Here is a 22,470-nt window from a genome sequence, read left to right on the forward strand (position 1 = left end):
CTAATTCGACATCGCATGTTGCGGTGCGGCTTGATGTCGTCGTTCCGCCGGCCTGTTGGCCGGCTACATCGCTCAATCATGCGGAGAGAAACCATGAGTCGCCGTTCCTTCCTGAAAGCCGTCGCGGTCGTCGCCGCGCTCGGCGCCAGCCTCGCGCACGCGGATACCAAGACGCTCGTCGTCGGGACCGATACGTCGTTCATGCCGTTCGAGTTCAAGCAGGGCGACAAGTACGTCGGCTTCGATCTCGACCTGTGGGCGGAGATCGCGAAGGACCAGGGCTGGAAATACACGATCCAGCCGATGGATTTCGCGGGTCTGATTCCGGCGCTGCAGACGCAGAACATCGACGTCGCGCTGTCCGGGATGACCATCAAGGAAGAGCGCAAGAAGGCGATCGACTTTTCCGCGCCGTATTACGACAGCGGGCTCGCCGCGATGGTGCAAGCCGGCAATACGTCGATCAAGTCGATCGACGACTTGAACGGCAAGGTGATCGCCGCGAAGACGGGCACCGCGACGATCGACTGGATCAAGGCGCACCTGAAGCCGAAGGAGGTCCGCCAGTTCCCGAACATCGACCAGGCGTATCTCGCGCTGGAAGCCGGCCGCGTCGACGCGGCGATGCACGATACGCCGAACGTGCTGTTCTTCGTGAACAACGAAGGCAAGGGCAAGGTGCAGGTCGCCGGCCAGCCGGTCAGCGGCGACAAGTACGGGATCGGCTTCCCGAAGGGCAGCCCGCTCGTGCCGAAGGTCAATGCGTCGCTCGTGAAGATCAAGGCCGACGGCCGCTACGCGCAGATCTACAAGAAGTGGTTCGGCGCCGAGCCGCCGAAGATGTGAGCGTGACCACGCAGCATGGCGCGGCCGAACGGCCGCGCCGGTCTTGAATCGAACGGGGAGCGACAAGTGAATTTCGATTGGTCGGCGATCTGGGCGGCGCTGCCGGACCTGATGGACGGGGTCCGGTTGACGGTGTTCATCGCATTTTTCGGGCTGGTGGGCGGCTTCGTCGTCGGAATGATCGCGGGGATGTTCCGCGCATACGGACCGAAGGCGATGAACGTGCTCGCACAGGTCTATATTGAATTGATCCGCGGCACGCCGATCGTCGTGCAGGTGATGTTCCTGTACTTCGCGTTGCCGTTGCTCGCGCATATCCGCATCGACGGCCTGACGGCCGCGATCATCGCGATCACGGTGAATTCCGGTGCGTATCTCGCGGAAGTGGTGCGCGGCGCGCTGCTGTCGATCCCGAAGGGGCTGACGGAAGCGGGGCTCGCGATGGGCCTGTCGATGCCGCGCGTGCTGCTCAAGGTGGTCGGGCCGCTCGCGTTCCGGCGGCTGATTCCGCCGCTCGGCAACCAGTGCATCGTGAGCCTGAAGGACACGTCGCTGTTCATCGTGATCGGCGTCGGCGAACTGACGCGCAAGGGGCAGGAAATCATCGCGGGCAATTTCCAGGCGGTCGAGATCTGGACGGCGGTGGCCGTCATCTATCTGCTGCTGACCGGCGCGATGACGCTGACGCTGCGGCTCGTCGAAAAGCGGATGAAAATCTTATGAGCATGATCGAATTCCAGAACGTGTCGAAGAGCTTCGGCCACGTGCCGGTGCTGAAGAACATCGACCTGAAGATCGACGCGGGCGAGGTGGTCGTCGTGGTCGGTCCGTCGGGCTCGGGCAAATCGACGATGTTGCGCTGTATCAACGCGCTGGAGAAAATCACCGGCGGCGAGCTGCTGGTCGACGGCCAGAGCGTGCGCGGCAACGCGACGACGATCCGCAACATCCGGCTCGAAGCGGGCATGGTGTTCCAGCAGTTCAACCTGTTCCCGCAAATGACCGCGCTCGAGAACGTGATGTTCGGGCCGATCCAGGTGCGCGGCGCGTCGCGCGCCGACGCGCGCGACCAGGCGATGGCGCTGCTCGACAAGGTCGGCCTCGAATCGCGCGCGAATCATTACCCGTCGGAGCTGTCGGGCGGCCAGCAGCAGCGAGTCGCGATCGCGCGGGCGCTCGCGATCCGGCCGCGGTTGATGCTGTTCGACGAGCCGACCTCGGCGCTCGATCCGGAGCTGCGCCACGAAGTGCTGAAAGTGATGCAGGATCTCGCGACCGAAGGGATGACGATGATCGTCGTCACGCACGAGATCGGCTTCGCGAAGCGGGTCGGCACGCGGCTGCTGTTCATGGATCAGGGCGGCATCGCCGAGGACGGCCATCCGGTCGACCTGATCGACCGGCCGCCGACGCCGCGCCTGAAGGAATTCCTGAAACACGTGTCCTGAACGAAACCGAAACTTCCGACATGCCGCTTTCCCTTTCTCCCGTCATCGCCGGCACGCCGTTCGACATCGGCGTGCGCCTGGGCGAGCTTGCCCGCCCGGTATTCGACGCGTACATGCAGCAGAGCAGCGCATGGCAGGCCGTGCGCCGCTGGCGCGGCCATCCGTTCGTCGACGCGTTGCGGCGGGCCGCGCTCGCCGCGTACCCCGACCTCGTCGCGGAGCTGGACGGGATCGCGGCAGGCATCGGCTGGCCGGCCGAGGACATCTTCCTGTGGAACTGCCGCGGCGAACTGATCCACAACGCGCCGGACGGCTGCACGACGCTTGCCGCGCGCGATGCGGACGGCAAGCGCTGGATCGCGCACAACGAGGACGGCGATCCGTACCTGCGCGAACGGTGCCTGCTCGTCGACGTGCAACCGGCCGGCAAGCCGGGCTTCGTCAGTTTCTACTACCCCGGCTCGCTGCCGGGCCATACGTTCGCCGCGAACCGCGCGGGTATCGCGCAGGCGATCAACAACCTGCGGATCCGCACGCCGGCGCCGGACGTGCCGCGCATGATCCTCGCGCGTGCGGTGCTCGACGCGACGTCGCTCGATGCGGCCGTCGACGTGCTGCGCCGGCACGCGCGCGCGAGCGGCTTTCATCACACGCTCGGGGCGACCGGCGATGCGCGATTGCTGAGCATCGAGGCGAGCGTCGCGCGCTGTTCGGTCATCGACGTCGCGCGGCTCGCCGGCCATGCGAACCATCTCGTGCATCCCGGCTGCGACGCGCAAGCGCAGATCGTCACGCAGTCGTCGGCGGACCGCCAGCGTCGCGTCGACGCGTTGACGCCCGGCATCGACACGATCGACGAAGCCGCGCTGCTGCGCGTGCTCGGCGATCGCGCGCCTGAAGGATTGCCGATCTACCGCGACGATCCGGCCGATCCGGACGACGAGAACACGCTGGCGACGGCCGTGTTCGCGATCGGCGCGGCATCGATCGATTTCACCGTTCACCAACACGGCACGCAGCGCTTCGCGACGCGCATCGTGCCGTCCGGACGCGCTCACCGCGCATCCTGATCCATGAGGCCACGCATGACGACCGTTTTCCATCGCGCCCCGCGCGCCACCTTGCCCGTTGCCGTCGCAGGCGACGGCATCGAGATCATCGATTCGACCGGCAAACGCTATATCGACGCGTGCGGCGGCGCGGCCGTATCGTGTCTCGGCCACAGCAACCAGCGCGTGATCGACGCGATCAAGCGGCAGGCGCAGCAATTGCCGTACGCGCATACGTCGTTCTTCACGACCGACGTGGCCGAGGAACTGGCCGACCGGCTCGTCGACGGCGCGCCGGCCGGGCTCGATCACGTGTATTTTGTGTCGGGCGGCTCCGAGGCGATCGAAGCCGCGCTGAAGCTCGCGCGCCAGTATTTCGTCGAGAAGGGCGAGCCGCAGCGCCGTCATTTCATCGCCCGGCGCCAGAGCTATCACGGCAACACGCTCGGCGCGCTCGCGATCGGCGGCAACGCATGGCGACGCGAGCCGTTCCTGCCGCTGCTGATCGAGGCGCACCACGTGAGCCCGTGCTATGCGTACCGCGACCAGCAGGCCGGTGAAACCGACGAAGCGTATGCGCAGCGCCTCGCGGACGAGCTCGAACGGAAGATCGTCGAACTCGGCGCGGAAAACGTCGCGGCGTTCGTCGCGGAAACGGTGGTGGGCGCGACGGCCGGCGCCGTGCCGCCGGTGCGCACGTACCTGCAGAAGATTCGCGCGGTGTGCGACAAGTACGGCGTGCTGCTGATCCTCGACGAGATCATGTCGGGGATGGGGCGCACCGGTTACCGGTATGCCTGCGACGAAGACGGCGTCGCGCCCGATCTGCTGACGATCGCGAAAGGGCTCGGCGCGGGCTACCAGCCGATCGGGGCGACGCTGGTGAGCGACCGGATCTATCGCACGATCGTCGACGGCTCGGGCTTCTTCCAGCATGGTCACACGTACCTCGGCCATGCGACCGCCTGCGCGGCCGCGCTCGAAGTGCAGCGCGTGATCGCCGAGGACAAGCTGCTCGACAACGTGAAGGCGCGCGGCGAGCAGTTGCGTGCGTCGTTGCGCGAGCATTACGGCGCGCACCCGCACGTCGGCGACGTGCGTGGCCGCGGGCTGTTCGTCGGCGTCGAGCTCGTGCGCGATCGCGACACCAAGGCGACGTTCGCCCCCGCGCTGAAGCTGCACGCGGCGGTCAAGCGCGAGGCGATGCAGCGCGGGTTGATGGTGTATCCGATGGGTGGCACGATCGAGGGCGTGCACGGCGATCACATCCTGATCGCGCCGCCGTTCGTGTGTACCGCGCAGCAGATCGATACGATCGTCGAGCGGCTGTCCGGTGCGATCGGCGCGGCGCTCGCGTCGGCCGGTGCATGAACCCCGATCTCATCGAATCTTCACCATGACAGACAGACTGCCTCCTTTCGATCCCGCGTCGGCCACCGACGAACAGAAGGCCGTGCTCGCAGACATTCTCAGCGGCCCGCGCGGCAACCTGAACGGGCCGTTTCTCGGCTGGATCGCGAGCCCCGAGCTGGCCCAGCACGCGCAGAAGCTCGGCGCGTTCTGCCGCTATCGCACCGGGCTGCCGCTGCGCCTGTCGGAGCTCGCGATTCTCGTGACGGCCGCGCGCTGGCGCTCGCAGGCGGAGTGGCACATCCATCATCCGATCGCGCTCGAGGCCGGCGTGCCGGCCGCGACGGCCGACGCGATCCGGCTCGGCGTCGCGCCTGCCTTCGAATCGGACGACGACGCGCTGATCCATGCGTTTGCCACCGAGCTGTACGACACGCGCCGCGTGAGCGACGCGACGTTCGCGCGCGCGCAGGCGCGTTTCGGCCACGAGACCGTGGTGAACCTCGTCGCGCTGCTCGGCTACTACGCGCTCGTCGCGATGACGCTGAACACGTTCGGTATGCGCGCAGACGGACAAACTGATTTGCCGTTTCCGGAATAATCGCCGCCGGCGCGTGTGTCGGCGGCATGCCGCGCACGCGCCGGATGGCCCGAAAAGCGCGTATACGCGGGCTTTTCGGCGTTTCGGAGCGGATCGTTCCGGCATCTCGCCGCATCGTGACGACGCCCGCCGCGCGGCCTGCGCGTCAGTGCAAGAAATTTTTCCCGTACCTAGAATTCTGGCAAACAGCTTACGGGGGAAATATCGATGCGTTGGGTCCTGTTGATCGTGTTCATTGCGTGTGTCGTGTACACGCATCGGCGCGGCAAGGTTCGGCACGGGTTGTTCCGGCAACTCTCCGACCACTCGACCTTTACCGCGCCGCTGAACTGCTTTTCATACGCGTTCTCGTCGGTGCCGACCACGCCGTTTCTCGACACGGATCACTTTCCGGAGCTCGCGGTGCTGCAGCGCGAATGGCGCACGTTCCGCAGCGAAGCGCTCGCGTTGCGCGACGCGAGCCGGATCAAGGCATCGGGCGAGTACAACGACATCGGCTTCAATTCGTTCTTTCGCAACGGCTGGAAGCGTTTCTACCTGAAGTGGTACGACGCGCCGCATCCGTCCGCGCAGGCATTGTGTCCGCGCTCGGTCGAGATCCTGTCGCGGATTCCGTCGATCAAGGCCGCGATGTTCGCGCAGTTGCCGCCGGGCGGCAAGCTCGGGCTGCATCGCGATCCGTATGCGGGCTCGTTGCGCTACCACCTCGGGCTCGATACGCCGAACGACGACGCGTGCCGGATCGTCGTCGACGGCGAATCGTATGCATGGCGTGACGGCGAGGCCGTGATGTTCGACGAGACGTACCTGCACTGGGCCGAAAACCGCACCGCGAACGATCGCGTGATCCTGTTCTGCGACATCGAGCGCCCGATGAAATATCGCTGGGCGCAGCGCATCAACGACGCGTTCGGGCAACTGCTGATGCGCGCGGCCGCATCGCCGAACGAAACGGGCGATCGCACGGGCGGGCTCAATCGCGCGTTCCGGTATCTGTATGCGATTCGCCGCGCCGGCAAGCGGTTGAAGGCGTGGAATCGCACCGTGTACTACATCGTCAAGTGGCTGCTGTTCGGCGGGATCGCGGTCGCGATCTTCTGTATCTGACGGGCGAGGGCGGGCAATTTTTTCCCGTCTGACGATAGTGCGGCGCGGCATCGGACGGCCCCCGCCGGCCTGCGCCGACATCAATGCAACCAAATGTATTCATGCGGGATCAACGGACGTTGGCCGCGTATCATGGCTTGTTCACGTCGATATGATCGGTGAGCAAGCATGACGAGTACCCGTAAAACCATGATGATCGCCGGCGGGCTCCTGGTCGCCGCAGCCGGCACCGCGTACGTGATGCTCCTGCGCGCGGACCACCGTGCGATCGAGGACGCCGGCATCGGCGATTCGGCCGCGCCTGTTGCCGCAGCGCCCGCGGGCAACGACCACGCGGTGCAGGGCGCGATCGCGCCGCCGGCACCGGCTGCCGCGACGGCGCCGAAGCAGGCGGCTGCCGCGCCGCCTCCCACCGCTCCCACGCCCGCGCCGGCCGCCACTGCCCGCGTCGTCGCCCCGCCTGCAGCGGTTGCCGCGGTTCCGGTGGTCAGCGACAAGCCGCAACCGGTGACGAAGCCGGCTGCCCCACCGCCGAAAGTCAACGTCGTGACGGTCGACGCTCAGGATTCGACCCCGGCGACGCCGCCCCCCACGCCGGCCGCCAAGCCCGCTCGGTCGGCTCAGTCCGCCGCACCCGCACAGGTCACGCAACGCGCGCCGCGCAAGCGCGACGGCCTCGAACGCCACGCCGCCGCCGCGCCGCCGGCCGCGACGAAATCCGAAACGCCGGAGACGGCGGCGCTCGTCAGGGAATCGGCGAAGCTCGACCCGTCGTTGCCGCCGCCGCCGATGTCGTCGATGCAGTCGATGCCGTCGGCGAGCACCGGTTCGTATCGGCAGGGCGGTTCGTCGTCCGGCGCGAATCCGGTAGCCGCCGCGATGACCGAGCAGCTCGTCAGGGAGTCGAGCCATTTCAAGACCACGACGCCCGTGCCGGCGAACGGCGGCCCGACCGCGACCAAGTAGCCGCGGGCGTCCTCGGCATAAAAAGGGCCCCGCACGCCGACCAAAGCATGCGGGGCCAAGAGAGACAAACTGTTTGCCGTCGGGCTGACGTCCGTCAGGCGGCGACCGCTTCTTCGACTCGCGGCTGCGCGGTGGCGGCCGGCGCCGCCACGTCCTGCCGGATCAGGTGGTCGAACGCGCCGAGCGACGCCTTCGCCCCTTCGCCGACCGCGATCACGATCTGCTTGAACGGCACCGTCGTCACGTCGCCGGCCGCGAACACGCCCGGCACCGACGTCGCGCCGCGCGCATCGACGACGATCTCGCCGTGCTTCGACAGTTCGACCGTGCCTTTCAGCCATTCGGTGTTCGGCACGAGGCCGATCTGCACGAACACGCCTTCGAGGTCGACGCGCTTCGTGTCACCCGAGCGCAGATCCTTGTAGACGAGCCCGTTCAGCTTGCTGCCGTCGCCGGTCAGTTCGGTCGTCTGCGCCTGCGTGACGATCGTCACGTTCGGCAGGCTGCGCAGCTTGCGTTGCAGCACTTCGTCCGCGCGCAGCTGCGCGCCGTATTCGATCAGCGTGACTTCCTTCACGATGCCGGCGAGGTCGATCGCGGCCTCGACGCCCGAGTTGCCGCCGCCGACCACCGCGACCCGCTTGCCCTTGAACAGCGGGCCGTCGCAGTGCGGGCAGTACGCGACCCCGCGGTTGCGGTATTCGCGCTCGCCCGGCACGTTGATTTCGCGCCAGCGTGCGCCGGTCGCGAGGACGATCGTCTTCGCTTTCAGCACCGCGCCGTTCGCGAGACGGATCTGGTGCACGTCGCCCGGGATCAGCGCGTCGGCGCGTTGCACGTCCATGATGTCGACGTCGTACTGCTTGACGTGCTGCTCGAGTGCGGCGGCAAACTTCGGCCCTTCGGTTTCCTGCACCGACACGAAATTCTCGATCGCCATCGTGTCCAGCACCTGGCCGCCGAAACGCTCGGCGACGACACCCGTCGCGATGCCCTTGCGTGCGGAGTAGATCGCAGCAGCCGCGCCCGCCGGGCCGCCGCCGACGATCAGCGTGTCGAACACCGGCTTGTTTTCGAGCGACTTCGCCGCGCGTTCTCCGGCGCCCGTATCGAGCTTCGCGAGGATTTCCTTCACGCTGCTGCGGCCCTGGCCGAACGACGCGCCGTTCAGGAACATCGTCGGCACGGCCATGATCTGGCGCGACTCGACTTCATCCTGGAACAGCGCGCCGTCGATCGCGACGTGGCGGATGCGCGGGTTGATCAGCGACATCACGTTCAGCGCCTGCACGACTTCCGGGCAGTTCTGGCACGACAGCGAGAAAAACGTTTCGAATGCGTAGTCGCCGTCGAGCGCGCGAATCTGTTCGATCACGTCGTCGTCGAGCTTGATCGGATGGCCGCCCGTCTGCAGCAGCGCGAGCACGAGCGACGTGAATTCATGGCCCATCGGGATGCCGGCGAAACGGATGCCGGCCGGCTTGCCGGGCTCGCCGATCGAGAACGACGGCTTGCGCTCGGCGTCGTCGCGGCGTTCGGTCACGGTCACGCGATCCGTCAGCGACGCAATCTCGTTCAGCAGCGCCAGCAGTTCCTGCGATTTCGCGCTGTCGTCGAGCGAGGCGACGAGTTCGATCGGGCGCGTGATTTTTTCGAGGTACGCTTTGAGTTGGTTCTTGAGATTGGCGTCGAGCATGGCGTTTCGGATTCCGTATTGATTATGCTGGTCGGGCACGTCGTGCCGGAGGAGGGGCGGGGCGCGCAGTGCGTGGCCCGCCGTCGCGCGCCTCGTTCGAGGCGCGCGGAGCGATCGTCAGATCTTGCCGATCAGGTCGAGCGACGGGGTCAGCGTTTCCGCACCCGGCGTCCACTTGGCCGGGCACACTTCACCCGGGTGCGCCGCGATGTACTGCGCCGCCTGGACCTTGCGCAGCAGTTCGCCTGCGTCGCGGCCGATGCCGTTGTCGTGGATTTCGCACAGCTTGATCTCGCCTTCCGGGTTGATCACGAACGTGCCGCGCAGCGCCATCCCTTCTTCCTCGATCAGCACGTCGAAGTTGCGCGACAGCGTGAGCGTCGGGTCGCCGATCATCGGGTACTTGATCTTGCCGATCGTGTCCGACGTGTCGTGCCATGCCTTGTGCGTGAAGTGCGTGTCGGTCGACACACCGTAGATTTCGACACCCAGCTTCTGGAATTCCGCGTAACGGTCGGCGAGGTCGCCCAGTTCGGTCGGGCACACGAACGTGAAGTCGGCCGGGTAGAACACGACGACGGACCATTTGCCCTTGAAGTTCTCTTCCGAGACCGGCACGAAATCGCCGTTGTGGTAAGCGGTTGCCTTGAACGGCTTGATTTGGGTGTTGATGATCGGCATCTGGACAATTCCTTTTCTTCAGTGGTGAGTGGAGTGTTGCCAGTATCCGGGTTCACCCTGAGCTTGTGAAATTGCTTGTTTCAATCCGCGGCATCGGGATTTTCTATCTGCTTCCGGCCCTTGATTGGCGGGGGCCGAAGGCGATTCGGGCGGGGCAGAGGTTGTACATGCCTTCACCATTCCGAGCGCAGGTCCTCCTGGCCGGCAATCTCGCGCCCCTTCCGTAGACCGAACCCATTGTTGACAAGTGTGTGTCCGTGTCGCGTGATACAGGCATCGATTGCGTCGCCGATGATTTCGGCGCGGGGGCGGCCCCTGGCCCCTGCGATGATGCTCAACGCGGCATGCTGGTCATCCGACAGGTCGATCGGGATGGTGGGCATTGCAACCTCCCTGACTTGACGCAGCCATCATCGACATGCGGCCGCGTAAATGCAGGATCGCCGCCTGTCCGAAGCGAATGCCGATTCGCGGTTCGGTGGCGGGACGCGCCTCCGCTCAAATCCCCGCCATCTCCCGCAACCATGCCGCCAGCCGCCGCGCCCCGTCCGGCATGTCCGCGTCCTCGCGCGTGCATAGGTAGTAGTCGCGTCCGTCGTCGAGCGCGTGATCGAACAGTTGCACGAGCTCGCCGTTCGCCAGTTCGCGCTGGACCAGCGGCGCGCGCAGCAGCGCGGCGCCGAGATCCGCGCGGGCGGCGCTCAGCGTGAGCTGGCCATCCTCGAACATCGGCCCCACCGCGTGCGACACGTGCCGCACGCCGGCGCCCTGCAGCCAGTTGACCCACGTGCTGCGATCCTCGTCATGCACGAGCGGCGCGCGGGCGAGATCGGCCGGCGTGCGGAACGGCCCGTGACGCTTCAGGAACGACGGGCTGCACATCGGCACCATCGCGCCCGGCAGCAGCCGCTCGCAGCGATAGCCGGGCCAGTCGCCGGTGCCGAAGCGGATCGACAGATCCGACGCATCGCTTCGGTAGTTGCGGTGATGCGCGTACAGCACCGTGACGTCGACGTCGGTGTTGTCGGCCAGGAACGCATGCAGCCGGGGAATGAACCAGCCGATGCCGAGCAGCGGAATCAGGCTGACGGTGATCTGGCGCAGCGACGAACGGTCGCGCACGAAGCGCGTCGCGCTGCGCAGCACCGAGAATGCCGCGCTGATCGACCGGTAGTAGTCGCGCCCTTCGTCGGTGAGCGCAAGCAGCCGGCCTTCGCGTACCGTCAGCGGCGTCTGGATGAACGCTTCGAGCAGTTGCAGCTGATGGCTGACCGCCGACGGCGTGATGTCGAGTTCGCCGGCCGCCGCGGTGACCGAACCGAGACGCGCGAATGCTTCGAACGCACGCACCGCGCGCAGCGGTGGATCGTGCGGCAATTGTTCGATATTTTTCATGTATCGAATTTTATCGAAAAGTCAGGGTAAGCGACAACACAAAAATATCCCGTATTTACAAAGATATACGCTAATGTGTGGAGAACGGCATAAGCATCCAACAATTGGATATTTGGGGTTTGAATGTCGAATATTTAATATTTTTCATGTTTTTGATCCGATTGACCGGCCCCCGCACATGAAAATCGCTTTCCTCCCCGCCAGCCTCGCCTTCTCGGCGGCCGCCCTGGTCGCCTCCGTTCCCGCGTTGGCGCAGTCCGCTCCGCAGACGGTCCTGATCGGTCTCGCCGCGCCGCTCACCGGCCCGTCCGCGCGGATCGGCAAGGACTTGCAGAACGGCGCGCAACTCGCGATCGACGACGCGAACGCGAAGCATCCGACCATCGGCGGCAAGCCGGTCGTCTACAAGCTCGTCGCGGCCGACGACCAGTCCGACCCGCGCACGGCCGTCGCGGTCGCGCAGCAACTCGTCGACCAGCACGTGATCGGCGTCGTCGGTCACTGGAACACGGGCTGCAGCGTGCCGGCGTCGCGCGTGTACCGCGATGCGGGCATTCCGCAGATCGCGCCGGCGTCCACCGGCCATCAATACACGCAGCAGGGCTACGCGACGGCGTTCCGCATCATGGGTCACGACGATGCGGGCGGCCATTTCACCGGTGCGTACGCGGTGAAGACGCTGAAGGCGAAGCGCATCGCGGTGATCGACGATCGCACGTCGTTCGGCGCGGGGCTGGCCGAGCAGTTCATCAAGGGCGTGCAGGCGAACGGCGGGACCATCGTCGATCGTCAGTACGTGAACGACAAGACGACCGACTTCAGCGGCGTGCTGACCGCGATCAAGGGCAAGCGCGCGGATCTCGTGTTCTTCGGCGGCCTCGACGCGCAAGCCGCGCCGATCGCGCGCCGGATGCGCCAGCTCGGCGTGAACGCGCCGCTGCTCGGCGCGGGCGGCTTCGTGAGCCAGACCTTCCTGTCGCTCGCCGGCAAGGACGGCGACGGCGTGACGGCGCTCGAACCGGGCCTGTCGCTCGACCGGATGCCGGGCGGCAAGGCGTTCGACACGCAATACCAGGCCCGTTTTCATGCGCCGATCGAGCTGCATGCGCCGTTCGCGTACGACGCGGCCGCCACGCTGATCGCGGCCGCGCAGAAGGCCGGCACGACGCAGCCGGCGAAGCTGGTCGCGGCCGTTCGCGCGATCGACCGGCCCGGCGTGACGGGGCGCATCGCGTTCGACGCCGAAGGCAACCTGAAGGACCCGGCCTTCACGATCTACCAGGTGCGCGGCGGCACGTGGGCCGTCGTCGACGTGCTCGGCGGCTCGCGCACCGCAGCCAAGTAACGACAAAACGACCAACACGATCCCCATGACCGAAGCGAACCAGACATCCGCCGCCGCCCCCGAGGACTCGCGCCTCGGGATCCTCGCGCGGCGCCGCATCGAAGCGGAAATCATCAAGCCGATCTACGAGATCATGAAGCGCGAGTTCGGCACCGAGCGCGCGCAGGCCGTGATCGCGGAAGCCGTGCGCGGCGCGGCCGTCGACGCGGGCCGGACGTTCGCCGCGCAGGAGCCGGACGGCACGAGCGTGAAATCGTTCATCGCGCTGCAGGTGCTGTGGGAGAAGGACGATGCGCTCGACGTCGAGGTGCGGCGCGCGGACGACGCGCACTACGACTACGACGTGCATCGCTGCAGTTACGCGGAGATGTATCACGCGATGGGGCTCGGCGAGATCGGGCACCTGCTGAGCTGCGCGCGCGACAGCTATTTCATCCAGGGCTATGCGCCGGACATCGCGCTCACGCGCACGAGCACGATCATGCAGGGCGGCAAGCGCTGCGATTTCCGCTATGCGCTGCAACCCGCGCCGGAGAACGGCGATGCGTGACGCTCCCGCAAGCATGCCGCGCGTCGACGGCGACCGCCTGTGGGCGTCGCTCGAACGGATGGCGCAGATCGGCGCGACGCCGAAGGGCGGCGTGTGCCGTCTCGCGCTGACCGACCTCGACCGCGAGTCGCGCGACCTGTTCGTGCAGTGGGCGCGTGAAGCCGGCTGCACGGTGCGCGTCGATCGGATGGGCAACGTGTTCGCGCGCCGCGCCGGTCGCCGTCCCGACGCCGCACCGGTGATGACGGGCTCGCATGCCGATTCCCAGCCGACCGGCGGGCGTTACGACGGCATCTACGGCGTGCTCGGCGGGCTCGAAGTGGTGCGCGCGCTGAACGACGCGGCCATCGAGACCGAGCGTCCGGTCGACGTCGTGATCTGGACCAACGAGGAAGGCTCGCGCTTCGCGCCGGCGATGGTGTCGGCCGGCGTGTTCTCGGGCGTCTATACGCTCGAATACGGACTGTCGCGCACCGACGGCGCGGGCCGGACGATCGGCGAGGAGCTCGAACGGATCGGCTACGCGGGCGCGGAGCCGGTCGGCGGCTATCCGGTGCACGCGGCATATGAGCTGCACATCGAGCAGGGCGCGATTCTCGAACGGGCAGGCAAGACGATCGGCGTCGTGACGGCCGGGCAGGGGCAGCGCTGGTACGAGGTGACGCTCACCGGTGTCGACGCGCACGCGGGCACGACGCCGATGGCGTTCCGCCGCGACGCGCTGGTCGGCGCGGCGCGGATGATCTCGTTCGTCGAAGTGCTCGGCCGCCGCTACGCACCGGATGCGCGCGCAACGGTCGGCATGATCGAGGCGCGGCCGAATTCGCGCAACACGGTGCCGGGCGGCTGTTTTTTCACGGTGGAATTCCGGCATCCCGACGATGCGGTGCTCGACGAACTGGACGCGGCGTTGCGCGCGGAGCTCGCGCGCGTGGCCGACGAAACCGGCCTCGGCGCGCAGATCGAGCAGATCTTCACGTATGCGCCGGTGCCGTTCGCGCCACGCTGCATCGACACGGTGCGCGACGCGGCGCGCTCGCTCGGGCTGTCGCACATGGACATCGTGTCCGGCGCGGGCCACGACGCGTGCTATGTCGCGCGTGTCGCGCCGACCGGCATGATCTTCGTGCCGTGCGTCGACGGGCTGAGCCACAACGAGGCCGAAGCGATTACGCCCGAATGGGCGACGGCCGGCGCCGACGTGCTGTTGCGCGCGGTGCTGCAGAGCGCGCAGGAAGCGTAAGCGCGACGGGTGCGGCCGGGGTGGCCCGCGTTACTTCCCCGCGTTGCGCCGCGCCATGTACGCGAGATACGCGACGATCTGGTCGAGTTCGCGGTCGCTCAGTTGATCGGGCGGAAATGCCGGCATGCTGCGGCCCGGCCAGTCGCGCACCGACGCCGGGTTGCGGATGTAGCGACGCAGCGCGGCCGGCTGGAAGTAGTCGACCGGATTCATCGGCGTGTTCAGGTCGGGGCCGGCGTGGCTGCTGCCCGCGCCGTCGATGCGGTGGCACGCGAGACATTGCGTGACGAACAGGTGCTGGCCCGCGCGGGCCGGATCGTTCGCGGGCAACGCGGCGTCGACGGCGAGCGACGGCCAGCGCGCGAGCGGCGACGATTCGATCGTGATGCGCACGATCTGGTACGGCCACTGCTCGCCGCGCACCGACGACGCGTCCGGCCCGAGCCACACGAGATAGAACGGCCCCGCGCTGACCTGCTTGCCGGGCAGTTTCGGCCACGGATGGGCCGGATCCTCGATCGCGAGCCACGGGATCGCGCCGGCCGGCGCGCGGCGGCGCACGAGATCGAGCGGCAGTTGCGCGGCGAAACCGTCGGCCGCGCGCGTTTCGAGCACCCCGTCGGCCGGCAGCGGCGTGTCGCCGAGCAGCGCGGCGAACGGCACGGCGCGGAACGTCATCGGCCGGCCGTACGCGATGTCGCGCGGCACGTGGATGTCGGTCGCGTCCGTACGGGCGAGCAGCGTCTGGCGGGTGACGGCGCGGGCCGTGCCGTCGGTGTCGAGTTCGAGCGTGGACTGGGCCGACGCGCGTTGTCCGAGCAGGCAAACCGTCAGCAGCACAAGCGAAAACCACTGGCGCTTCAGCATTCGTTCTCCGGGAAAGGGCGTTCCGGCGGCGGCAGGAGGCGGGACGCCGCGGCCGATGGAAGGAATCGGGCGACAGTCTATCCGGTACGGGCGGCGCTGGCGAATTCGGCGCGGGAAACGCGCGGCGGCGATGATTGGACCAGCACGCGCCGGCGCCCGACTACCGGGCGCGTGACGGGGCGAGCGCGCGTCGTCGCGCGATCCGGACGGGGAAAACGACAGGCACGGTGGCGGCACGCGATCTGCCCGCGCCCGCGACATGGCGTGACGCGCCCGCCTTCAATGACTCGAACACGACACTTCGTTCTTCGGCATCGGCGTGTCGCGCGCCGGTTCGAAATCGGCTTCGCGCATCCCCGACGGCGTCAGTGACACGAAATGCATCGCCGTGCCGCGCGCCGGGAAACCGGCGACGCCGGTCGAGCCCCACGGAACGGGTGAGCGCTGCACGCCGCTCACCGCCATGTTCGCCGGCGCCAGCGCGAGCGTCAGCAGCCGCCCGTCGCGGGTCGGCACATACGCATGTGTGCCGGCGACGCCGATGCCCGATTCGCGCACCGACGCGGGCAGGCAATCGAGCGTCGCCGTGCGGCGGCCGTCCGGCGCGATCAGCATCGCGACGCCGCGATCGTCCGCGGTCGTCGTGACGACGATGAAACGGTCGATCTCCGGCACATAGGCGGCCGAATACACGTAATACTGGATCGCGTCGTTCAGCGAGCCGAGTTTTTCCAGCTTCGCGGTGACCGGATCGAACATCGCGTATTCGAGTGTCGCGTCCGTGCTGCCGTCGATGAACTTCTGCCACACGAGCAGCGCGTTGCGCGGCGAGCCCGCGATCACGGGCCACCACTCGCGGCGATGCGGCGCGACCGCGACGTGGTTCAGCACGCGCCCGGCCGCGTCGTAGGTTTTCAGGTATACGCCGTTGCCGCTGCCGAGGTTGTCGACACCGCCGCCGTTGACCCAGTCGGTCGAATAGAACACGACGAAGCGGTCGGCGACCGTCGCGACGTGCCCCGAATGACCGCCCGATTCGACGTCGTTCGGGTAGGGCTTGACCGGCTTCAGGTCGCGGCGGTAGATGCCGTAGCGCTGGCTGACTTCCTGCGACGTGTTCCAGCCGTCCTCGAACGTGACGAAGATGTCGCCGTGTGCATTCTGCGCGATCGACACGGGTTCCTGCGCCTCCGGGCGGCTGATGAACGTACGGACGTGCAGCACGCGCGGCTTGTCCGGCTGCCATTCGCCGACGTACACGTCATGCGGCCAGCTGCCGCTGCGCAGCGCACCGCGCGGCATGATGCCCGAGCTGCTGAAGAACACCCAGCGTTTGCCGTCGCCGGCGTCGGCCACGCCGATCCCGTGCATGAAGCGCCGCGGGTCGCCGGTGTCCTGCGGCGACGGGGCGCTCGGCACGGTGACCGTATGCACGGCCGGCGCGCCGGCAAAGGCAAACGGTGACACCGCGCCGACGCCGCACGCGCCCCCGAGCACGGCCGCGGCCAGCCGCATGACCGTCTGCGCCGGACGCATTCGCCGCTTCATTCGACGGTCACCGATTTCGCGAGGTTGCGCGGCTTGTCGACATCGGCGCCGCGCGTACAGCCGACGTGATAGGCGAGCAATTGCAGCGGGATCACGTTGACGATCGGCGACAGCAGGTCGCCCGATTCGCGTACGCGGATCAGGTGCGTGTCGCGGTCGGCGTCGATTTCGAGCTGATTGCCGGCCAGTACGTAGAGCCGCCCGCCGCGCGCGCGCACCTCGGCCATGTTGGATTTCAGCTTCTGGAACAGACGGTCGTCCGGCGCGATCGTGACGACCGGCATCGCGCTCGTGACGAGCGCGAGCGGCCCGTGCTTCAGTTCGCCGGCCGCATAGCCTTCCGCATGGATGTACGACACCTCCTTGAGCTTCAGCGCGCCTTCCATCGCGATCGGGAAATGGATGCCGCGGCCGAGGAACAGCGCGTTCTCGGTGCGGGCGAACTTCGCGGCCCAGCCCATGATCTGCGTTTCCAGCGCGAGCGCGTGGCCGATGCGGTCCGGCAGCGCGCGCAACTGCTTCAGGTGCGTCGCGACCTGCGCGGCATCGAGCCGGCCGCGCAGCTGCGCGAGCGTCAGCGTCAGCACGAACAGCGCGACGAGCTGCGTGGTGAACGCCTTGGTCGATGCGACGCCGAGCTCGATGCCGGCCCTCGTCAGGAACCGCAGCGGCGCATTGCGCGCGATCGTGCTGGTCGCGACGTTGCAGATCGCCATCGATAGTTCCTGGCCCATCGATCGCGCCTGCTCGATCGCGCCGATGGTGTCGGCCGTTTCGCCCGACTGCGAGATGCCGACGACGAGCGTGCGTGGATCGGCCACCGTGTCGCGGTAGCGGAATTCGCTGGCGATCTCGACCTGCGCGGGCACGCCGGCGATGCTTTCGAGCCAGTATTTCGCGGTCAGGCCCGCGTAGTAGCTGGTGCCGCAGCCGAGCAGCAGCACGCTTCTGACCCGCGACAGCAGCCCGCGCGTGGCTTCCGTCGCGTCGAACAGCACCGGCGAGATCGTGTCGATGCCGTCGAGCGTGCTGTCGATCGCCTTCGGCTGCTCGAAGATCTCCTTCTGCATGAAGTGCTGATACGGCCCGAGCGCGGCGTCGTCCGCGCGCGCCTTCACTTCGCACAACGGGCGCCGCGCTTCCTGTCCGCCCGCATCGACCACGGCGATGCGCTCCGGCGTGATCAGCGCGACGTCGCCGTCCTCCAGGTACACGAAGCGGTCGGTCAGGTCGCCGAGCGCCGCGCAGTCGGACGCGAGGTAGTTCTGCTCGGCGCCGATGCCGATCACGAGCGGCGAGCCGGCGCGCGCGGCGACGAGGCGCTGCGGCTCGCGCGCGCCGAGCACCGCGATCGCGTACGCACCGTGCAGCCGTTTGACGGCGCGCACGACCGCGTCGAACAGGTCGTCGCGATAGAGGCTGTGGATCAGGTGCGCGATGACTTCGGTGTCGGTCTGCCCGCGAAACGTGTAGCCGCGCTCACGCAGCTCGGCGCGCAGCGTGTCGTGGTTCTCGATGATCCCGTTGTGCACGACCGCGATCGTGTCGCCCGACATGATCGGGTGCGCGTTCATTTCCGACGGCGCGCCGTGCGTCGCCCAGCGCGTATGCGCGATGCAGGTCTGCGCTTCGAGACCGAGCGTCAGCACGCGATCCTGCAGGTCCGTCACGCGTCGCAGCGTGCGTTCGCTGCGCAGGCGCCCGTCGCGCTGCACGGCGATGCCGCACGAATCGTAGCCGCGATATTCGAGCCGGCTCAGTGCATTGACCAGTTGCGGCACCTGATTGTTCAGGCCGCTTGCTCCGACGATTCCGCACATGATTCACCTCGTCTCCAGGAAGTTGCCGGCTGGCGCGCGACGCGCGGCAGCACGATGCCGCAAGCGGTGCCACGTCGCGCGGCAGGCGTCGCGCGCGGCGCGGCACGTCTCCGGCGATTTATTCGCGGGGCTGCGGGCCGGCATGCGCGACCCATTCGATGCCCGAAATCGACCCGTTCGCGTCGTGCGACGCGACCAGAATGCGCGTGGTGCGCCGCGTGCCGCGCCGGCGCTCGCTTGCCAACGCGGTCGGCGGCACCGAGCGCACCTTCACGCTGGCCGAGCGCCGCAGCATCTTCGACACGCGCAACCGGTAGGCGAACGGATGCACGACGCGCCCCGCGATCAGCCACATGACGATCGTGCCGGCGATCAGCGCGATGCTGGTCACGTAGAACACGATCTGCTCGATCGGCATCTCGGCCTCGTTGAACGGCAACAGGTAACGGTACGTATAGATGCAGATCGATGCCCAGACGCCCCCGACCAGCGCGGGCCGCACGAGGCGGAACCATGCGACGAGCACGGGCCCGACGATGTTGCCGCGTTCGGCGATCATGTCGCGCGGGGCGCGCAGGGAAAGGTCAATAATCGGCGCGTTCTTCATGTTGAATGCCTCGGTCGGGACTGACCCATACGGCGCGCTTGCCACGGCCCCGCAGCACGACGGCGGGCAGGGCGATGACGGTGGTGATCATGCTGATCAGCCAGAACGCGACGGGGTACCAGATGGTGTCAAGGAAGTACATCAGGAGTTTTTCGTCGTAACGACGATCGATCATGCTGCCGATGATCAGCTGCAGGATGCAGGTCGCGACCAGCAGCATCCCGTGCCAGTGCGGCACCACGGACACATGCCAGTTCGGCGGAAGCGGGTAGACGACGTCGATCAGCGCGAGCAGCAGGATGAACGACATCGAGTACGCCCACGCGATGCCGATCAGGTATTCGGCGAACAGCGGCCACATCATCATCTGGGTCGGCCGCATCAGCGTGCCCGCGTACTTGAGCAGCACCTGGATGCCGCCCTTGGACCAGCGCAGCCGCTGCCGGTAGAGCCCCTTGATCGTCTCCGGCATCAGGATCCAGCTGAGCGCGTGCGGCTCGTACACGACGCGCCAGTCGCGGCACTGCAGCTTCCAGCTGATGTCGATGTCCTCGGTGAGCATGTCCGAGCTCCAGTAGCCGACATCGGCGAGCGCGGTCTTGCGGAACATCGTGATCACGCCCGACACCGTGAAGATGCGGCCGTACACCTGCTGCGTGCGCTTGATCAGCCCGACGATCGACGAGAATTCGCCGACCTGCATGCGGCCGAGCAGCGACGTGCGCGTGCGGATGCGCGGGTTGCCGGTCACCGCGCCCACGCCCGGATCGGTCAGGAAATGCTCGAGCATCCAGCCGATCGCATCGTGCGCGAGCAGCGCGTCGCCGTCGATGCACAGCAGGTATTCCGCGTTCGACACGGCCGCCGCGGTCGTGAGCCCGACCGCCTTGCCTTCGTTGCGCGCGTGATGGATCACGAGCAGCCGCGGAATCTCGACGGCCAGCTCGTTGAGGATCTCGCCGGTGCGGTCCTTGCTGCCGTCGTTGACCGCGATGATGTCGTAGTTCGGATACTGCATCCCGTTCAGGTGGCCGATCACGCTGCGCGCGTTCGCGGCTTCGTTGAAGCAGGGCACGACGATCGAGACTTTCGGGATGCCGCTCGACGCGATCGTGCGCGTCGACAGCTCGCGGCCTTCCTCGAGCAGGAAGTAGTGCACGACGCCGCCGATCATCCACAGATACGACATGAAGAACGGATAGTAGAAGACGAAATCCTGCAGGCGCTGGATCAGGCTGTGGGTGGTCATGGCGTCTTGGTTCCGTGCGACTGCTGCATCTGCATCAGCGCGTTGATCGAGGTGGGGTCGAGGCGCGACTTCAGCGACATCACGTCGCGCATCGCGTCGAGCTCAGGCTGGCCGTTCAGGAAGTTGTCGGGGTAGTAGCCGAAATTCACGGCGCCCTCGCTGCGCAGCCGCCGCATCTGCGCGAGCAGCGTGCCGGCCGGCACCGCCTTCTGCCCGTGCCAGTCGTACGCCTGCAGTTCGAACACGGTGCGCTGCAGCCCGCGCTGCTTCGTGCGTACCGCCTTCACGAGCTGGTCGAGCCAGCCGTCGGGGTCCTTCGCCTGTTCCATGTACGGCATCGCCATCAGCGCGACGTAGTCGTAGGCGGCGAGGAAATCGTCGTAGTTCTGCGCGAACCACGCTTCCGATTCGGGCTTGAGCACCGGCATCGCGAAGATGTTGCGCGCGGTCAGCACGTCGCCGACGTTCTGGTGGGCCAGCACGATCTGCTCGAGCTGCCGGGTCATGTCGATCAGGTAGCGCGTCTTCTGGTGCGTCCAGCGCTTCATCAGGTCGGGGTTCTCGCGGATCTTGCCGATGTCGGCCGGCAGCCCCCATTGCGAATAGGTGCGCAGCGCATGCCGGCCCCCATCCTCGTAGTCGTCGAGCACCGCGTCGTCGCTGAACAGGATGCCGCTGAACGACGCGTGCTTGCTGAGATCCTCGTAGATCTGCTGGATCATCAGGCGCGCATCGGGATCGAACGGGCTCAGCCGGAACACGCGCGTGCCGTTCTCGCGGGCCGGCGCGCCGCCGAATGCGCTGACGGCTTCGAGCGAGCGGAGCTTGTCGGCGGGCGGCCGGAACGCGAGCACCGGCATCCATGCGTACACCTGCACGTTGGCGCGCGTATTGAGCTGCCACGCGGCACGCGAGAACAGGTCGGAACGCATCGGCAGGTGCCGGTTCGGGAAATACACCGCTTCGGCCACGCCCGTGCCCTTCGGGTCCGCATACGCCTGCAGGTACACCGATTTCGGCTGCATCCGGTAGATGCGCTCGATCAGCTTGCCGAGATTCGCTTCTTGTCGCGCGGGATCGGGGTCGTAGACCTGGTCGAGATCGACCTGCACGGTGCGCTCGGGCACGTCGACGTCGCCGCGGTTGGACGCCGGCTCGCGCATCGAGCGCTCGAAACCGCCGATATCGACGTCGTACATCATCAGGATCCGTCTCAGCCGGTCCAGCGGCACGTCCGGCGTATTCGGGCCGGCGTCGAGACTGAACTGGATGTCCATGCCGAGCGACGTCGAGATCTGGCGCACCGGCTGGTTTTCCGCGCCGTACGGCCACACCATCGAGCGTGCGACGAGGCCGGTGCGCTCGCGGATCTGCCGCACGCACGTCTGCAGGTCGTCGTGCACGCGGGCGTGGAATTCGGCGTCGGTTTCATAGCGTTTCTGGTCTTGCAGGTAGAGATGCGACGTGGTCGCCGGTAACTCGTTGCCTTGCGGATTCGCGATCGCACCGTGGTGGAGATTGTGGGTGTGGCAGCCGAGCTCGACGAATTCCGACTGCCCGAGCTTCTTCACCTCGTCCCACGACAGGAAGTAGTCGCGCGGCACCTGCACCTTGTCGCTGATGCGGATCGGCGTATCCGCCGGGGTATCGATCCACGCGGTGACGAGGCCCATCACGGCCGGATACTTGAAGCGCTCGAGCAGCGGCAGCACCTTCGTGTAGTGGCTGCGAAAGCCGTCGTCGAACGTGAGCAGCACCGAGCGCGGCGGCAGCGGCTTGCCGCCGTGCCGCGATTCCTCGATCTGCTTGACCGTGATGGTGTGGTAGTTGTTGGTCTGCAGCCACGAGAAGATCGCGGTGAGCGTGCCGGTATCGACCGCGAACGGATCGATGATCGCCGTCGGCGACGAAAACGACGCCATCAGGTTGTCGCGCACGTCGTGCATGCAGATCACGCGGAACGTCTTGCCGTCGGCCGGATCGGACGGCGGCAGCAGGTCGATCATCTTGGCGTTGGTCACGCCCGGGAACAGCGAACAGGCGGCAAACGTGCCGAGGCATCCGCACATGAAGGTCCGTCTGGATTGCAGCATTGCCGATCT

Annotated in this window: 21 protein-coding genes; 11 read left to right on the plus strand and 10 right to left on the minus strand. The window is 67.1% G+C overall.

The genetic code is table 11. The annotated features are described in order from the left end of the window. The first annotated feature begins 93 nt into the window (after nucleotides 1–93). The 8 genes from glnH to H0X95_RS12985 all read left to right on the plus strand — a co-directional run bounded on the left by glnH (nucleotide 94) and on the right by H0X95_RS12985 (nucleotide 7,367). Nucleotides 94–846 carry a glutamine ABC transporter substrate-binding protein GlnH gene (gene glnH, locus H0X95_RS12950; protein WP_006486224.1) on the plus strand — a complete coding sequence of 251 codons (753 nt, stop codon included), beginning with the start codon at nucleotides 94–96 and terminating at the stop codon, nucleotides 844–846. A gap of 15 nt (nucleotides 847–861) precedes the next feature. Continuing rightward, nucleotides 862–1,569 (plus strand): glutamine ABC transporter permease GlnP, encoded by a 708-nt coding sequence (gene glnP, locus H0X95_RS12955; protein WP_020979474.1) that lies wholly within the window; start codon nucleotides 862–864, stop codon nucleotides 1,567–1,569. After that, nucleotides 1,566–2,294, plus strand: coding sequence for a glutamine ABC transporter ATP-binding protein GlnQ (gene glnQ, locus H0X95_RS12960; RefSeq protein WP_006486238.1), 729 nt, complete (start codon nucleotides 1,566–1,568; stop codon nucleotides 2,292–2,294). Before glnP ends, glnQ begins: the two co-directional genes overlap by 4 nt. Nucleotides 2,295–2,314: 20 nt before the next feature. After that, nucleotides 2,315–3,364, plus strand: coding sequence for a C45 family autoproteolytic acyltransferase/hydolase (locus H0X95_RS12965; RefSeq protein WP_059723162.1), 1,050 nt, complete (start codon nucleotides 2,315–2,317; stop codon nucleotides 3,362–3,364). A 15-nt stretch (nucleotides 3,365–3,379) separates the two neighbouring features. Next, nucleotides 3,380–4,714, plus strand: coding sequence for an aspartate aminotransferase family protein (locus H0X95_RS12970; RefSeq protein ID WP_059723165.1), 1,335 nt, complete (start codon nucleotides 3,380–3,382; stop codon nucleotides 4,712–4,714). A 25-nt stretch (nucleotides 4,715–4,739) separates the two neighbouring features. Beyond that, a complete protein-coding gene (locus H0X95_RS12975; RefSeq protein ID WP_006486233.1) occupies nucleotides 4,740–5,294 on the plus strand; it encodes a carboxymuconolactone decarboxylase family protein in 555 nt (184 codons plus the stop codon). A gap of 207 nt (nucleotides 5,295–5,501) precedes the next feature. After that, nucleotides 5,502–6,401 (plus strand): lipid A hydroxylase LpxO, encoded by a 900-nt coding sequence (gene lpxO, locus H0X95_RS12980; protein ID WP_006486222.1) that lies wholly within the window; start codon nucleotides 5,502–5,504, stop codon nucleotides 6,399–6,401. Nucleotides 6,402–6,569: 168 nt separating this feature from the next. Beyond that, entirely contained in the window at nucleotides 6,570–7,367 is a 798-nt protein-coding gene (locus H0X95_RS12985; protein WP_048989112.1) for a hypothetical protein, read from the plus strand. Nucleotides 7,368–7,461: 94 nt separating this feature from the next. Here the strand turns inward: H0X95_RS12985 and ahpF are convergent, their stop codons facing one another. The 4 genes from ahpF to H0X95_RS13005 all read right to left on the minus strand — a co-directional run bounded on the left by ahpF (nucleotide 7,462) and on the right by H0X95_RS13005 (nucleotide 11,139). Next, nucleotides 7,462–9,063, minus strand: a complete 1,602-nt coding sequence (gene ahpF / locus H0X95_RS12990; RefSeq protein WP_048989113.1) for an alkyl hydroperoxide reductase subunit F — start codon at nucleotides 9,061–9,063, stop codon at nucleotides 7,462–7,464. A gap of 117 nt (nucleotides 9,064–9,180) precedes the next feature. Continuing rightward, a complete protein-coding gene (ahpC, locus tag H0X95_RS12995) occupies nucleotides 9,181–9,744 on the minus strand; it encodes an alkyl hydroperoxide reductase subunit C (RefSeq protein WP_006488685.1) in 564 nt (187 codons plus the stop codon). A 173-nt stretch (nucleotides 9,745–9,917) separates the two neighbouring features. Next, entirely contained in the window at nucleotides 9,918–10,127 is a 210-nt protein-coding gene (locus H0X95_RS13000) for a hypothetical protein (RefSeq protein WP_059723166.1), read from the minus strand. A 115-nt stretch (nucleotides 10,128–10,242) separates the two neighbouring features. Continuing rightward, nucleotides 10,243–11,139, minus strand: a complete 897-nt coding sequence (locus H0X95_RS13005; protein WP_006488686.1) for a LysR substrate-binding domain-containing protein — start codon at nucleotides 11,137–11,139, stop codon at nucleotides 10,243–10,245. Nucleotides 11,140–11,317: 178 nt separating this feature from the next. Here H0X95_RS13005 and H0X95_RS13010 point away from each other — a divergent pair, with 178 nt between their 5' ends. The 3 genes from H0X95_RS13010 to H0X95_RS13020 are packed head-to-tail and all read left to right on the plus strand — an operon-like array spanning nucleotide 11,318 to nucleotide 14,277. Beyond that, nucleotides 11,318–12,484 carry a branched-chain amino acid ABC transporter substrate-binding protein gene (locus tag H0X95_RS13010; protein WP_059723169.1) on the plus strand — a complete coding sequence of 389 codons (1,167 nt, stop codon included), beginning with the start codon at nucleotides 11,318–11,320 and terminating at the stop codon, nucleotides 12,482–12,484. Between the two features lie 25 nt (nucleotides 12,485–12,509). Next, a complete protein-coding gene (locus H0X95_RS13015) occupies nucleotides 12,510–13,034 on the plus strand; it encodes an L-2-amino-thiazoline-4-carboxylic acid hydrolase (RefSeq protein WP_059723172.1) in 525 nt (174 codons plus the stop codon). Then, on the plus strand, nucleotides 13,027–14,277 hold the full coding sequence (locus H0X95_RS13020; RefSeq protein WP_006493440.1) for a Zn-dependent hydrolase: 1,251 nt from the start codon (nucleotides 13,027–13,029) through the stop codon (nucleotides 14,275–14,277). Before H0X95_RS13015 ends, H0X95_RS13020 begins: the two co-directional genes overlap by 8 nt. Before the next feature lie 30 nt (nucleotides 14,278–14,307). Here H0X95_RS13020 and H0X95_RS13025 read toward each other — a convergent pair whose 3' ends face one another. The 6 genes from H0X95_RS13025 to pgaB all read right to left on the minus strand — a co-directional run bounded on the left by H0X95_RS13025 (nucleotide 14,308) and on the right by pgaB (nucleotide 22,458). Further along, nucleotides 14,308–15,144: a c-type cytochrome gene (locus H0X95_RS13025; RefSeq protein WP_006488689.1), complete on the minus strand. Its 837-nt coding sequence runs from the start codon at nucleotides 15,142–15,144 to the stop codon at nucleotides 14,308–14,310. Between the two features lie 279 nt (nucleotides 15,145–15,423). Next, on the minus strand, nucleotides 15,424–16,680 hold the full coding sequence (locus tag H0X95_RS13030; protein WP_006488680.1) for a hypothetical protein: 1,257 nt from the start codon (nucleotides 16,678–16,680) through the stop codon (nucleotides 15,424–15,426). An 8-nt stretch (nucleotides 16,681–16,688) separates the two neighbouring features. Continuing rightward, complete coding sequence (gene glmS, locus H0X95_RS13035; protein WP_059723176.1) at nucleotides 16,689–18,512, minus strand: glutamine--fructose-6-phosphate transaminase (isomerizing); 1,824 nt, start codon at nucleotides 18,510–18,512, stop codon at nucleotides 16,689–16,691. A 118-nt stretch (nucleotides 18,513–18,630) separates the two neighbouring features. Beyond that, the gene (locus H0X95_RS13040; protein WP_006488692.1) at nucleotides 18,631–19,119 is read right to left on the minus strand and encodes a hypothetical protein; all 489 of its coding nucleotides are present in this window, start codon (nucleotides 19,117–19,119) and stop codon (nucleotides 18,631–18,633) included. Further along, complete coding sequence (pgaC, locus tag H0X95_RS13045; RefSeq protein ID WP_006488682.1) at nucleotides 19,097–20,368, minus strand: poly-beta-1,6-N-acetyl-D-glucosamine synthase; 1,272 nt, start codon at nucleotides 20,366–20,368, stop codon at nucleotides 19,097–19,099. Before pgaC ends, H0X95_RS13040 begins: the two co-directional genes overlap by 23 nt. Then, the gene (gene pgaB / locus H0X95_RS13050; RefSeq protein WP_034178464.1) at nucleotides 20,365–22,458 is read right to left on the minus strand and encodes a poly-beta-1,6-N-acetyl-D-glucosamine N-deacetylase PgaB; all 2,094 of its coding nucleotides are present in this window, start codon (nucleotides 22,456–22,458) and stop codon (nucleotides 20,365–20,367) included. The genes pgaC and pgaB overlap by 4 nt, the downstream gene beginning before the upstream one ends. Between the last annotated feature and the right edge of the window lie 12 nt (nucleotides 22,459–22,470).

The organism is Burkholderia sp. 9779_493 (assembly GCF_015712215.1).
In the GTDB taxonomy this organism is placed as follows: domain Bacteria; phylum Pseudomonadota; class Gammaproteobacteria; order Burkholderiales; family Burkholderiaceae; genus Burkholderia; species Burkholderia cenocepacia.

What these genes read in the sequence shown, in the direction of transcription:
- glnH (WP_006486224.1), top strand. Translation starts at nt 94, where the DNA reads ATGAGTCGCCGTTCCTTCCTGAAAGCCGTCGCGGTCGTCGCCGCGCTC.
- glnP (WP_020979474.1), top strand. Translation starts at nt 862, where the DNA reads ATGGCGCGGCCGAACGGCCGCGCCGGTCTTGAATCGAACGGGGAGCGA.
- glnQ (WP_006486238.1), top strand. Translation starts at nt 1,566, where the DNA reads ATGAGCATGATCGAATTCCAGAACGTGTCGAAGAGCTTCGGCCACGTG.
- H0X95_RS12965 (WP_059723162.1), top strand. Translation starts at nt 2,315, where the DNA reads ATGCCGCTTTCCCTTTCTCCCGTCATCGCCGGCACGCCGTTCGACATC.
- H0X95_RS12970 (WP_059723165.1), top strand. Translation starts at nt 3,380, where the DNA reads ATGACGACCGTTTTCCATCGCGCCCCGCGCGCCACCTTGCCCGTTGCC.
- H0X95_RS12975 (WP_006486233.1), top strand. Translation starts at nt 4,740, where the DNA reads ATGACAGACAGACTGCCTCCTTTCGATCCCGCGTCGGCCACCGACGAA.
- lpxO (WP_006486222.1), top strand. Translation starts at nt 5,502, where the DNA reads ATGCGTTGGGTCCTGTTGATCGTGTTCATTGCGTGTGTCGTGTACACG.
- H0X95_RS12985 (WP_048989112.1), top strand. Translation starts at nt 6,570, where the DNA reads ATGACGAGTACCCGTAAAACCATGATGATCGCCGGCGGGCTCCTGGTC.
- ahpF (WP_048989113.1), bottom strand. Translation starts at nt 9,063, where the DNA reads ATGCTCGACGCCAATCTCAAGAACCAACTCAAAGCGTACCTCGAAAAA.
- ahpC (WP_006488685.1), bottom strand. Translation starts at nt 9,744, where the DNA reads ATGCCGATCATCAACACCCAAATCAAGCCGTTCAAGGCAACCGCTTAC.
- H0X95_RS13000 (WP_059723166.1), bottom strand. Translation starts at nt 10,127, where the DNA reads ATGCCCACCATCCCGATCGACCTGTCGGATGACCAGCATGCCGCGTTG.
- H0X95_RS13005 (WP_006488686.1), bottom strand. Translation starts at nt 11,139, where the DNA reads ATGAAAAATATCGAACAATTGCCGCACGATCCACCGCTGCGCGCGGTG.
- H0X95_RS13010 (WP_059723169.1), top strand. Translation starts at nt 11,318, where the DNA reads ATGAAAATCGCTTTCCTCCCCGCCAGCCTCGCCTTCTCGGCGGCCGCC.
- H0X95_RS13015 (WP_059723172.1), top strand. Translation starts at nt 12,510, where the DNA reads ATGACCGAAGCGAACCAGACATCCGCCGCCGCCCCCGAGGACTCGCGC.
- H0X95_RS13020 (WP_006493440.1), top strand. Translation starts at nt 13,027, where the DNA reads ATGCGTGACGCTCCCGCAAGCATGCCGCGCGTCGACGGCGACCGCCTG.
- H0X95_RS13025 (WP_006488689.1), bottom strand. Translation starts at nt 15,144, where the DNA reads ATGCTGAAGCGCCAGTGGTTTTCGCTTGTGCTGCTGACGGTTTGCCTG.
- H0X95_RS13030 (WP_006488680.1), bottom strand. Translation starts at nt 16,680, where the DNA reads ATGCGTCCGGCGCAGACGGTCATGCGGCTGGCCGCGGCCGTGCTCGGG.
- glmS (WP_059723176.1), bottom strand. Translation starts at nt 18,512, where the DNA reads ATGTGCGGAATCGTCGGAGCAAGCGGCCTGAACAATCAGGTGCCGCAA.
- H0X95_RS13040 (WP_006488692.1), bottom strand. Translation starts at nt 19,119, where the DNA reads ATGAAGAACGCGCCGATTATTGACCTTTCCCTGCGCGCCCCGCGCGAC.
- pgaC (WP_006488682.1), bottom strand. Translation starts at nt 20,368, where the DNA reads ATGACCACCCACAGCCTGATCCAGCGCCTGCAGGATTTCGTCTTCTAC.